Genomic DNA, 11334 nt, shown 5'->3' on the forward strand with positions numbered 1-11334 from the left:
GTTTATAGCAGGCAACTTGCATCCGTCAGCCGGGCAAATGGGTAACCATTATAAATGGCATGGCGAAAGAGGCTTACTGTGTTCGGGACAGGGACAGTTTTATCCAACGCTTTGAGATCATCCTCGCCTGTCAGGCAGGCGAGGAAACCATTATTGAGGTCTGAGGACGCCAGGTACGGTGAGACAATCTCACTTTTTGTTCCGTTCGTTTTATGAAGCTTTTTATGGGAATGATTATTTTAAAAAAACGAGATAAGGCATCTGAATATTATATGTAAGTGACTGTTTATAAAGTATTCATGGAAGGGGAAAGATGTACAGGCGAAATGTAATGTAAAGTGAAGGATTTTAAGCTCGCCAGGTAGGTAATCTTTTCCGGGAGAGCTTTGAAAGTAATCAGAACAGGAATAAATTGCTGTTTATTTATGGATATTTTTTGATGAGCGTTATTAGCCCAGGCAGTTCTCTCTCTATCTCATCCCATCTTAAAACCGCAACGGCCAGATTTCCTTTATCTACAACTTCAATTAACCCTGCTTCTTTTAAAACTCTAAAATGATGTGATCGGGTTGCTCTGGATACCGTGAGACCAAAAGTTGAGCAATGACGCTCGGCGTTTTTAACATCATTTAATAAAGTACGAACTATCGAAAGGCGAACAGGCTCAGCTAACGCCTTAAAAACTCTATTAATATCAAAGGGTAAAACCTCAGCCTGATCAACGGCACTCATATTTCCTTCCTTATCATAATCTTAACGAATAAGTAGTTGACAAAAAAATGGATATGTTGAATTTTACTAGTGTTCGATGTTCATCGAACGTTAGCCAGGTGACGTTCGTATGTTGCCCATCGTATGTAAGATTGCATATTACTATCTGGCGGGCGGGAAAGCTATGATCGGGAGGTCGAGAATGTTAACAGAATAAAATATGTCAATAGTGCAAGGGTCATAAGGCAACTGGAATCCAATCAGATCTCTGTTCAACGCTCAGAACACTATTTCTGATGACCAGGCAAAGTAGAATCTGTACTGCTATAAAAGCTCTTACAAATTTGGCTCCCACTGTTCGATTAAAGAAAGATTTGAATTTTTCAGATTACAAATGGGAAGAAGGAATCATCCTTAGAAGACCCACTCGACTGCCGGTAATTTTACACTAAACAGGATAATAATATGGAAAGCCAATTAGACGAAAATAAGTTAAATAATAACCTCATATTACTGTGTATACTTATAGCTGTATTTGTGGTTCCAACCTCTATATCTGGCACAGCTATCGCTTTGCCATCTATTAGTGAAAACTTGCGCTCAGAAACTGTAATGCTGCAATGGGTTGTTAATGGTTTTAACCTTACCTTTGCTTGCTTTACTTTAGTATGGGGTGGTTTAGCTGACGTTTTTGGCAGTAAACGCTCCTTTATTGCGGGCGCTATACTTTACTTTGTTGCATCACTATCATCATGGTTAGCACAAAACATCTATATTCTTGACGGAGCAAGAGCGCTTGCAGGTATTGGTGGAGCAGCTATTTTTTCCTGTGGAAGCTCAATTTTAATTCAGACATTTAATGGCGCGCAGCGGACTAAAGCTTTCGCTTTTTTTGGAACTATTGCAGGTTTAGGGATTACATTCGGCCCTACATTATCTGGATGGGTTTTAAGCATGTTTGGGTGGAGGGACATATTTCTCATCCATGCTGTTGCTTTACTTATTGTTCTGGTTCTATCCAGATTGATACCTGGCGTTATAAGTAAGGGGAGTGAGACCTCTCTCGATGTTAAAGGAATTATCCTGTTTGTTTTCTCATTGTTCCTTATTATGTTTGGAATAACACAAGGGGCGGAAAATGGTTGGTATAACACCAGTGTAATTAGTATGCTTTTATCAGGGGTAGGTCTTTTGTTAATATTTACTCTTATTGAGAAAAAGGTCTCAAACCCCATGATTAACTTCTCCCTGCTTACTAACCATTATTTCCTTTCTCTTATTTTAATTCCAGTTGTTGCAAGTCTCTGTTTTGTCACCCTGTTAACGTACTTTCCTACTTACCTTATCGCTATAGAAGGAATGTCACCTTTACATGCCGGGTTCATGATGCTTGCACTTACTCTTCCAGTGTTAGTGCTGCCATTAATAGCGGGGAAACTAGTTACAAAAGGCGTATCCGCTAACAAACTACTTATTTTAAGCTTGCTTTCATTTATTTGTGGTTTGCTGTTGCTATGCATTTTCAATTCATTAGGTATTACGCTTAGCGAAATAATAGTCTGTTTACTCCTGGTAGGAACAGGGATGGGACTTTCAGCTGGCCTGGTTGATGGAATTGCTCTGAGTATTGTACAACCATCTGAAACAGGTAGAGCCGCAGGAATATTGAATACCTTCCGGTTGGGCAGTGAAGCGATAGCTGTTGCTATTTATGGTTCTTTAATGTCTTCTGGCATTTATCATGCTATGTCTTCAAAATTTAGTAATACTATTTACGCTGAGAAAAGTTTTATCGCTGATGTTGTCTCAGGGAATGCTTTTTCTTATGTTTCAGCTAACGAAAACGACATTCTCAAAGCCACCTATAAGCTGGCTTTCAGTAATACTCTTTTAATATTACTTATTGCTTCTGGGGTGGTAACTGCAGCTATTTTTCTAATGTTAAAGGATAAGGATAAAAACTATCATCCTTAGCTAAATTATTTTTATCGATGAATATATATTAAATAAAGCTAACACTATGAAGATCGGTCGGTTAAAGATTTTTGTGGTTGTTATTAAAATGCCCTTTAATATTTTTACGCTTATATTTTCATATAAGTAATCTAAAATAAATAACTTATGAGGCGCAGTTATTGAAAGATTTGACGCTAACGATAAAAAGGGGGGATGATATTTTATAAGATAAGGAGAGCAAAATTATTTTATCAGGATGAAAGTTGCGTCAATATTGGCAGGAAGTAGTACATCACTGACAAAGAACTTAAAGGGTGATGATTTCAGGTTGAATACTTTTTTAATGATTGGCATCTGACTCAGTTGCGTTTTGGCCTGAGAAAATTCTCCAAAGCTATTAATCGAGTAAAAGTTACGATCGTGACCAATACTTTCTCTGGCATGGTCTATTTGAGCAAGTTGAAAGTCCCTTCTGACCGCCGCAAGTTTAGCTGCGGCGGTCATCCCGTTTGGGCTGCATAACCCCAAATGCTTGTGCGCGACTCGCGTAAGGGTTAAACCGCAGGATAGTCGCCGGTGCCATCAGGCCAGGGCGTCAGCAGATCAAACCCATCTTCCGTCACCGCCACCGTATGCTCCCACTGTGCGGAGAGGGAGCGATCTTTCGTGACCACCGTCCAGCCGTCAGAAAGCACGCTGGTACCGGCTTTACCGGCGTTAATCATCGGTTCAATGGTAAAGATCATGCCTGGCTGAAGCGCCAGTCCTTCCCCTGGCGTGCCGTAATGCAGAATCTGCGGCTCGTCGTGATAAATCTGGCCAACGCCATGGCCACAATAGTCGCGCACAACCGAAAATCCTGCATCTTCGGCGACGCGCTGAATAGCCGCGCCAATATCTCCCAGCGTAGCGCCCGGTTTTACGGTGTGAATGCCTGCAACCATCGACTGATAGGTGATTTCCACCAGGCGGCGGGCGCGTACTGACGGTTCGCCGACAAAGTACATGCGGCTGGTATCGCCGTACCAGCCATCTTTAATAATGCCGATATCGATATTGACGATATCCCCTTTTTTCAGCTTCTTCGCTGAGGGAATACCGTGACAGACCACATGATTAACTGAAATACAGGTGGTGCGCGTATACCCCTGATAGCCGATATTGGCGGGAATAACCTTCAGCTCGTTAACGACAAAGTCATGGCAAATATCATCCAGCTCTTCAGTTGTCACGCCCGGCTGTACATGCGGCGTAATCATGGCCAGTACCTGCGCAGCGGCATGACCCGCCGCGCGCGCCAGTTCAATCTGCTCAGAGGTATGGATTTTCACGCTTCTTTTCACTGCACGTCTCCTTGTGGAATGCGTTCGGAAGTCGAGATTAGCTGACGCAGGTCGCTGCCATGCTCCAGTTCAACGCGGATCAACAGCTGCGCCAGCTCCTGCTGGGTAAATTGCGGATAAAGCTCCGCCAGCATGCCTAGCTTAAGCCAGTGTTCAGCTTGCGCATTGATGGAGCGGCTCATCGCCTGGCTAGCGATACGCAGGTTCTCATGCATCAGATCGGAAATTTTAACAATGCCCATAGCTGCCTTATATGGAGTGTATATGCTTTGTATATAGTTTATCCCTAACGGCATGATTTGCAAGGTCAAATTTTCGCCGGTCCGAAAATGTCCGAAATTTGTCCGAAAATCACATACAGGCTTAGACCAGCACGTACTCGTCTCTGCGGGGATCAAGGTACTTTTTGGTCATTGAAAGATTTTTATGACCCAGCAGCCGCTGGGCAAAGGCCTCACCATGTCTGGCTTCATACAGGCGTCCGGACAGACTTCTTATTTCGTGAAAGGTCGGTGGATTCTCGATGGCGTCCAGACCACAGCGCGCGCGCGGGAAAAGGCCTGGGTAATATTTTCTGGCGAGACCGGATCGTTTTCGGACACACACTATACAGAATATCCAATTGGAGCGAAAAGCAGATGTTTATTCAGATGGAGATGTTTTTTCACAGGAAGTAGGTTACTAATTTGACTATTTCTGAGCGACGGGATCATTTTCATCTAACCAATCTATCCCTTTTTTCGTTATTTTTACGCTGTAATATCGGCCCGGGGTGAGGGGCTCAAATTCAAACTCAATCAATCCAGCCCGCTCTAACGGGATTACACTCAGGGCCGTTCGATCTTCTCTCTTTTTAGTGACAGGGTTATACCTGACCTGACAAGCATGGCTTCTGTCACCTCTTAACAGAAATTTATTACCATCGCGCATAGCACGAAGAACTTTCAAAGATGTGGCTGAATAAGGCATCGATCTCACGCTACGGTTGAAAAGAAATAATTATAGATTCTGACCGGTTCCTTGTTGATTAAGAAAGCCAGATGCCAACAATGTCTGCTTTTGGCACAAAGCAGACATAAGAAACTACGCTCTCCTGTCCCTCCCACTTTCCCGCATTGCAAGGCCGTTAATCTTTGTTAGCTAACCGACAAGCTCCTCTAGGCCACGCAGGCGCGACTGACCAACAGGTACATGTCCTTTTACTGGAAGATGCGCCCGGAAAAATATCTATAAGCTGAGGCACTAAAACCAGTAGTTGAAAAAGTGTCCAGCAAATGTTTTTATAAATCATTAATAATTATTCACTATTACTGCATAAGGTCAGCTACGTTGTCACTACAATCTGTAGAGTGGTTTAGCCGGAATGGTATAGAGTGTTCACGGGTCAGAGCCCATAATTCGGGCTTTCCGAAACATCTTCACGATGAATATGTCATCAGTGCAAACCTGACGGGGGTGGAGGAAATCTGGCTGGCCGGGAAAACCACGTATGTTAAAAGTGGTCAGGTTACCTTATATAATCCGGGAACCATTCAGGCTTCGCGTTTTGATACTCAATCCGTGGAATTTATCAGCGTGCACATACCCCAGGCAGTGATAAAAATGCCTGCAGATGAAGACAATCTTAATAGCGACCACGAAGCGCCTGTACTGCGAGAAGGCATAATCAGTAATGCGCGCCTGTTTGACGCTCTGTGTCGCTTTGCAACATCAGCCCGGCTGGAGCGGGGCATAGATGAGGAGCAGGAACTGATTTTACTTTGTGGTGAGCTGCTTGAGACGCCAGCTCTACTTAAAAGAAGTGATGAACAAAAAATCAATGTTGTTATCGAATACTTGCGGGAGCACCTCAGCGTAAAACCACAACTGGAGATGCTCGCGCAGCTGGCGGGGATGAGCAAATATCATCTAGTCCGCTTCTTCACCCGACACACGGGAATGCCGCCTCTTCAGTATCATATGCAGCTTCGCCTGCACCATGCCCGCGACCTGCTTCGCAGAAAAGTGCATCCGCTCGATGCGGCGATAATGCTGGGATTTTACGATCAGAGTCATTTCATCAATGCGTTTCGCAAAGTGATGGGAATAACACCCCATCACTATGCTTCGCAGGTCAGATCAGATCACCATAAATTCCCGGTACCCTGACACAATCACGTAAAACGCAAAATAGCTGAATTTTCCCCTGACCGACATCACCGTTATCCCGGATGATGACATCATGAATCATCGCAGCATGGCAGCGCTGACCGACCGTCTGGCCACGCTGCTGATGGCTGATGGCGGACTATCTTTCTTCATCTCAGGTGACGGTGCTGATACACTATTTACTGCAGGCGGGAGAGTCGGCTGACTCTGAAGCCTTTGTTCGCGAACTGGCACAGCGTGTGCCGCAACACGGAGACGCACTCATGACCATCGCACAGCAGCTCGAGCAGAAGGGCATTGAGAAAGGACGCATGGAAGGGCGCCAGGAGGGAATTCAGCTTGGCGAGCAGCGAGGTATTGAAAAGGGCGAGCGCGAAGCAACCCTGAAAATTGCGCGAACCATGCTGCAGAATGGCCTTGATCAGAATATCGTCATGCAGATGACCGGCCTGACAGAAGACGAGCTGGCGCAGATTCACCACTGAGCAGTCCGGCCATTTCCGGGCGATCTTTCAGGTATCCAGATACGCCTGCTGATGCTCCCGGTTTCTTCCTGGAGAAGATGTCTCAGAAATCACCTTCGCTGTCTTTTTCTTTCCAGCCTGGCAGGAATGTGATCATCGACTAATACGAATCCGGCAACAGCAGTATATTGCTGAACCTGGTTCTGAGCGACAGCTGATATCGGCTTAAATCGCTGGGCATAAAGGCATTGCTCTCTCAGCAAGCATATCCAGGCCAAACACCTACATTCAGCTATCATTTGTAAAGTTCGCTTAACAGATGTTATGGTGAATTAATACGTTGCCCGTTCATTCCAGGTGTCGGTGTAAATTATATTCCCCTCGCAATGTTTCCACGTAATTTTTTCATACCGTAAAAGCACTGTTTCCAGGTGCGTTCCTGTATTCGCTCCGGGATATAAATCAGGTGTGATTGATGTTAGCTTCACACCTTCAAGAATAATGTTGAAATATTCCGTTTCGATACCTGCATCATTAATTTGATACATTTTAAATGTGGCGGATTGTAGTGTTTTACCCGTACTCAGGGCGCGAAAAAGAAGAGGGGTTACACGGTCAAATTCCTTTTGGAACATGATCGGCATGTGTATACGAGTACCAGTCAATTTGCCCGTATTACCATCTACCGGAATGTTAACATTATGAGTGAATGATTTTAGTTCAATCGCTCCTTCACGACCAAACACAAGAGATGGGCCAACCATTGGTGAGCCATTTTCATCTGTTAACCATAAATAGGCTGGATTTGACATAAAAACTCCTTTTAATAAGTGTTAGTCATATTTATCGAATCTCGCTGTGAATATCGGCAAGATGACAATAAGTACGATTGTTGATATTATTGTTAATAAAAACCAACATGTAGGGAAGAAATGAAGAAAGAAAAAACCGAAAGCAATAATGCTTACGGTGAGAAGCACTTCATTAAATATAATAGATAAGATGCTTTTAAACATTATACTTGCTCTTCAACATGTCATATATTTCATCAAAGCTATTGTAGAATTTCATCTGAACTTTTTTGATTATATCCGTTAAAATCGGTTCAACGAAATAATAAAGCATTTCTAATTTGTAAGCATAAAGTATTCCGTAATATTTCGGGTCTAATGCCTTTAGTCGACGAGCTGCGAGAGCGCAATGCTGCTCTGTACCAAACAGTTGAAATGCAGTGATTAGGTTAGGAACTCTTGCTGATAAGCGCTCAACAACTGCTTGCGTCATGGGATTAGAGGAAGACAGTGCTTCAGCAAGTGCAAAGGTTGCGCCGGAGCGTGTAACCCTACCAGCGGTGAAGTTTGCGGCTAACTTCGCTGCCTTTGTATCTGCACTGCGAACACTGTTTTTCTTATTGCCGTTTTTAACATCACCAGCGACCATTTCAAAATAAAGGTAAAGCATTTCACTAATAACGTCTTTGTAACGGTAAATAGAATAAATATTTATCCACATTCTCTTTTCTTCGGATACTAGGCCTTGGCAAACATCCTGGTATTTCGGGAGCAGACAGGACGAATACCAGCTTGCACGCTCTACGCCTGAATAAAGGTCTGACCCGATTCCTTTGAGTGCTTTCCATGTGCCAGCAACGCCTTGTTGTCCATATATTGCTAACTGGCGGTCACTTTGGAACTTCATTTTTAGGTAATCAGATGCTTGCATAATGTATCCCTACAGTAAGTGTTGCTATCGGATGGTGCGCTGAAATAATGAACAATTCAAAGTGTTCTATCTGCAGATGGGATCTGCCATCCTTAAAGGATCTTCTTGAGATCGGGGTCTGCCGTTCAGTGGAACGAAAGTGCACTATAACGCATAATGTTGCCGAATTTTTCAGGCGGAAGTGGTTTTCTGACGCGCTGCGCTTGTCCAGCCGGCGGTGGCCACGCATTGAATTGCGCTCCCGTCACCGATTACCTGACAGCTACGCCTGCCTGTCCGGCCCCGGATATCCTGACTCTTTCTGGTGCCTGACGGTAACGATCACAATCCTGTCCATTTCCTGGTCATGGCGGTAGAACATCACATAGCCTCTGTCGCCAAACCCGATCATATACCAGCGGCAGAAACGGCACCGGGCGGCCAATGTCCGGCAATAGATTCCGGCACAGCTGCATGGCTATGCAGTGAAATTCGTTCTTCTAGGGTTAATGTGAAAACGTTCGCTTCTGGCACAGTGCGAACATACGCGCTGCCAGGTCCACTATGAGCGAGAAGTGGACCTTTTACCTAAAATGAAAGAGTCGGATGAAGGCACCTTGAGTCACGCGATCAAATTAACCGGTATATGACTTAAGATCAGGTGATTTTCAGCTCAAACAGCCGATATATTGCAACCCGGCCTGAATCGGTTACGTTCACTTCTCGGTATCCCTGTGTACGCGTTACCCATTCTTTTTGCAGAAAAAGTGTAAACAGGGCTGAACCAGCGTCACCGCCGAGATGGAAACGTCTTTCACTCCAGTCCAGACAGCCGCAGCAGGGCTTGCGTCGTGTGCGAGAGTTAAGCAAAACACCCATTTTCTCAAAATGCATTTTGCCGGCTGATGTCAGTTTAGATCCATCTGCTACAAGCCATTTTTCCCGCATCATATATCCATAAATATTGACAGCAAGCTCACCTGCCAGATGGTCATAGCAGGTGCGTGCATAACGCAGACAGACCGGCGTACTGGAAATGAGGAGCCTGGAAGTACCCATGGAAACTCCCATCAGGTTTTCCAGCAGTCCGGCGATATGATGGCCCGCAAGGCTGTAATAGCGATGACGCCCCTGCGTCAGACAAATGACCAGGCCGTTGCCGAGAAGCCGGTTCAGATGTCCGCTGGTTGTCGAGGCTGCTATTCCAGCCACTACGCTAAGTTCGGTAGCTGTCCAGGCGCGCCCGTCCATCAGAGCGCACAGAATACTGACCCTTGACGGGTCAGACATGGCAGCAGCCACCATTGCCATTGATGTTTCAAGGACATCATCTGGCTCACTGTCGCGCTTTGTTTTAACAAGGTTCATTCAGAAGGTATTGCCCATTTTCGGGTTACTTCGGCTGCCCGGGCATCATCATCCGTAATGAGAATGAGCCGGTTACTGTGGTCGCTGTACTGTACCAGAATATTGATGCCGTTCAGGGCAATTGTGTCAGCTATTTCTCCCAGCTCACCAGGTCGTTCCTGAGGTAATTTTCTTACCAGAGGACGACTCACATTGCAGACTTCAAAACCGGCTTCAGTCAGTACCCTGCGGGCTTTATCACCATCTTCAACCAGGAAGTGTGCATGACCGCCTTCAGGTCCTGTAAATACGCCACCGCCTTCAAGTCCTACTCCGTTTTCACCCAGTACACTACCCAGTGAACCAAGTGAGCCCGGGCTGTTTTTGAGAATAACGTGAATGTCATACATGCTGGTTTGTTCTCTTATCAGAAGAGTAATCACGGAATACGCTGGCTACCCGTATTCTGTAGAATGAAAAAATCGACTGCTTACCTTCTTTCTGAGCAGCCTGATGCATCACATTTCGCTTCCATCCGGCGACAGACTGCTCATCTTCCCACCACGACAAAGAAAGAATCTTTCCGGGCGTAGTCAGGCTCTGGAAACGCTCAATTGAAATAAAGCCGGGGGTGTCGGATAAGAGAGGCTTCAGCTCCAAAGCGAGCTGAAGATATCTTTCCTGAGCCTCTGGCAGGGCATCTGCCTCAAAAAGTACTGCAATCACGGTCCGCTCCGTTGTTAATTTACGGACAGTTTAATGATGATGAAGGCATGTTGCTTCGGTCGGCACCGAAGTATGCTTGTGCGTTAGCAAAGCCATCGTCATGGACAAGCGATGAACAGCAAACTCATAAATTGAAAGGCTGGACAACATAGATGTGTGGGTTCACACGCAAGGTCCGCTTCTGGCACAAAGCGGACTGGTACATGTTTTTCAGGATAACTGCAGCACACTGGGGTCTGTAACTCGCTCAGCGGCTGGTGGAGGGATAAAAGTGCAAGGTGAGTAAAACGCTACGCCGTGACGTTAACGTAATACCTGATACAGACTATGCGATTCCGGAGAAGTACAGGGGAGGGTAACGGCGACAGGCATCCTGTTCCAGTTAAGCCACTGTGAGCGAAAACCAGACTTAGAACCATTCGATACTAATCACAGCACGAATAATTAGACCTATTAAAAGCTATAGAGTAAATAAATCGTATCGGGGCGCGCCGGGCACTATTGATCGCTGATATCTCTTCTTTTTCATCGGATTCGTCAGTGACGAATTCTGTTTCCTGACTGCGACCGCAATTCGGGCACTGAACGGAACCCCCAAGAGTAAGACGTGGGGGCAGACTCCGGGTTCTGCGGACTACCATCTTATTCCCTGTGTTCACCTGATGCTCGTTATGCTCTCTCTGACTGAGCGGGAGCCTGCTTACTTCTGGCTATTACAGTGTGATCAATGGTGCGGGATGACCTGGCCCACTTAGCCCGATATATGGGTGAAACATAAGTGATGTAATAAATTAACTTATTATTTGGAGGGGAGTGATAACTGCTGAAATGCTCTGGCTGCATAAGTGATAGTTTTTGCTCACAATAAAATAATAAAAATATCATAATGTTACATTATATGTTTAACCTGATTTACATTAGTTGAAGCGTGTTTACCT

Annotated in this window: 12 protein-coding genes and 1 pseudogene; 3 read left to right on the top strand and 10 right to left on the bottom strand. The window is 45.1% G+C overall.

Going from position 1 to position 11334, the window contains the following annotated elements; translation table 11 throughout:
* Positions 1 to 423: 423 nt before the first annotated feature.
* Entirely contained in the window at positions 424 to 732 is a 309-nt protein-coding gene (locus MHZ89_RS14150) for a helix-turn-helix domain-containing protein (RefSeq protein WP_311783520.1), read from the bottom strand.
* A gap of 444 nt (positions 733 to 1176) precedes the next feature.
* On the opposite strand from MHZ89_RS14150, the gene MHZ89_RS14155 reads away from it, so the two are divergent.
* The gene (locus MHZ89_RS14155) at positions 1177 to 2685 is read left to right on the top strand and encodes an MFS transporter (RefSeq protein ID WP_311783521.1); all 1509 of its coding nucleotides are present in this window, start codon (positions 1177 to 1179) and stop codon (positions 2683 to 2685) included.
* 225 nt (positions 2686 to 2910) lie between these two features.
* On the opposite strand, the gene MHZ89_RS14160 is transcribed toward MHZ89_RS14155, so the two are convergent.
* The 4 genes from MHZ89_RS14160 to MHZ89_RS14175 form a co-directional block, all read right to left on the bottom strand.
* Positions 2911 to 3171 (bottom strand): hypothetical protein, encoded by a 261-nt coding sequence (locus tag MHZ89_RS14160; protein WP_311783522.1) that lies wholly within the window; start codon positions 3169 to 3171, stop codon positions 2911 to 2913.
* Between the two features lie 50 nt (positions 3172 to 3221).
* Positions 3222 to 4010 carry a type I methionyl aminopeptidase gene (gene map / locus MHZ89_RS14165; RefSeq protein ID WP_311783523.1) on the bottom strand — a complete coding sequence of 263 codons (789 nt, stop codon included), beginning with the start codon at positions 4008 to 4010 and terminating at the stop codon, positions 3222 to 3224.
* Positions 4007 to 4252 (bottom strand): ParD-like family protein, encoded by a 246-nt coding sequence (locus MHZ89_RS14170; RefSeq protein ID WP_120458402.1) that lies wholly within the window; start codon positions 4250 to 4252, stop codon positions 4007 to 4009. The genes map and MHZ89_RS14170 overlap by 4 nt, the downstream gene beginning before the upstream one ends.
* Before the next feature lie 121 nt (positions 4253 to 4373).
* Positions 4374 to 4616, bottom strand: a complete 243-nt coding sequence (locus MHZ89_RS14175) for a tyrosine-type recombinase/integrase (RefSeq protein WP_311783524.1) — start codon at positions 4614 to 4616, stop codon at positions 4374 to 4376.
* A gap of 723 nt (positions 4617 to 5339) precedes the next feature.
* On the opposite strand from MHZ89_RS14175, the gene MHZ89_RS14180 reads away from it, so the two are divergent.
* Positions 5340 to 6158, top strand: coding sequence for an AraC family transcriptional regulator (locus MHZ89_RS14180; RefSeq protein ID WP_311783525.1), 819 nt, complete (start codon positions 5340 to 5342; stop codon positions 6156 to 6158).
* 31 nt (positions 6159 to 6189) lie between these two features.
* Positions 6190 to 6643 (top strand): annotated as a pseudogene (locus tag MHZ89_RS14185) (Rpn family recombination-promoting nuclease/putative transposase); the annotation flags it as partial.
* Between the two features lie 311 nt (positions 6644 to 6954).
* On the opposite strand, the gene MHZ89_RS14190 reads toward MHZ89_RS14185, so the two are convergent.
* The 5 genes from MHZ89_RS14190 to MHZ89_RS14215 all read right to left on the bottom strand — a co-directional run bounded on the left by MHZ89_RS14190 (position 6955) and on the right by MHZ89_RS14215 (position 10396).
* Positions 6955 to 7434, bottom strand: a complete 480-nt coding sequence (locus MHZ89_RS14190) for a type VI secretion system tube protein TssD (protein ID WP_311783526.1) — start codon at positions 7432 to 7434, stop codon at positions 6955 to 6957.
* Between the two features lie 196 nt (positions 7435 to 7630).
* The gene (locus MHZ89_RS14195; protein WP_311783527.1) at positions 7631 to 8344 is read right to left on the bottom strand and encodes a hypothetical protein; all 714 of its coding nucleotides are present in this window, start codon (positions 8342 to 8344) and stop codon (positions 7631 to 7633) included.
* 636 nt (positions 8345 to 8980) lie between these two features.
* Entirely contained in the window at positions 8981 to 9691 is a 711-nt protein-coding gene (locus MHZ89_RS14205; RefSeq protein ID WP_311783529.1) for a winged helix-turn-helix domain-containing protein, read from the bottom strand.
* Positions 9688 to 10080, bottom strand: a complete 393-nt coding sequence (locus MHZ89_RS14210) for an amino acid-binding protein (protein WP_311783530.1) — start codon at positions 10078 to 10080, stop codon at positions 9688 to 9690. The genes MHZ89_RS14205 and MHZ89_RS14210 overlap by 4 nt, the downstream gene beginning before the upstream one ends.
* Positions 10073 to 10396 carry an antibiotic biosynthesis monooxygenase gene (locus tag MHZ89_RS14215; protein ID WP_311783531.1) on the bottom strand — a complete coding sequence of 108 codons (324 nt, stop codon included), beginning with the start codon at positions 10394 to 10396 and terminating at the stop codon, positions 10073 to 10075. Before MHZ89_RS14215 ends, MHZ89_RS14210 begins: the two co-directional genes overlap by 8 nt.
* Positions 10397 to 11334: the final 938 nt, after the last annotated feature.

This window comes from Pantoea sp. ACRSB, from assembly GCF_022346905.1.
GTDB lineage: Bacteria > Pseudomonadota > Gammaproteobacteria > Enterobacterales > Enterobacteriaceae > Pantoea > Pantoea piersonii.

Bases quoted from the DNA above. Each gene is read 5' to 3' on its own strand.
- MHZ89_RS14150 (WP_311783520.1), bottom strand. From the start codon at position 732: ATGAGTGCCGTTGATCAGGCTGAGGTTTTACCCTTTGATATTAATAGA.
- MHZ89_RS14155 (WP_311783521.1), top strand. From the start codon at position 1,177: ATGGAAAGCCAATTAGACGAAAATAAGTTAAATAATAACCTCATATTA.
- MHZ89_RS14160 (WP_311783522.1), bottom strand. From the start codon at position 3,171: ATGACCGCCGCAGCTAAACTTGCGGCGGTCAGAAGGGACTTTCAACTT.
- MHZ89_RS14170 (WP_120458402.1), bottom strand. From the start codon at position 4,252: ATGGGCATTGTTAAAATTTCCGATCTGATGCATGAGAACCTGCGTATC.
- MHZ89_RS14190 (WP_311783526.1), bottom strand. From the start codon at position 7,434: ATGTCAAATCCAGCCTATTTATGGTTAACAGATGAAAATGGCTCACCA.
- MHZ89_RS14195 (WP_311783527.1), bottom strand. From the start codon at position 8,344: ATGCAAGCATCTGATTACCTAAAAATGAAGTTCCAAAGTGACCGCCAG.
- MHZ89_RS14205 (WP_311783529.1), bottom strand. From the start codon at position 9,691: ATGAACCTTGTTAAAACAAAGCGCGACAGTGAGCCAGATGATGTCCTT.
- MHZ89_RS14210 (WP_311783530.1), bottom strand. From the start codon at position 10,080: ATGTATGACATTCACGTTATTCTCAAAAACAGCCCGGGCTCACTTGGT.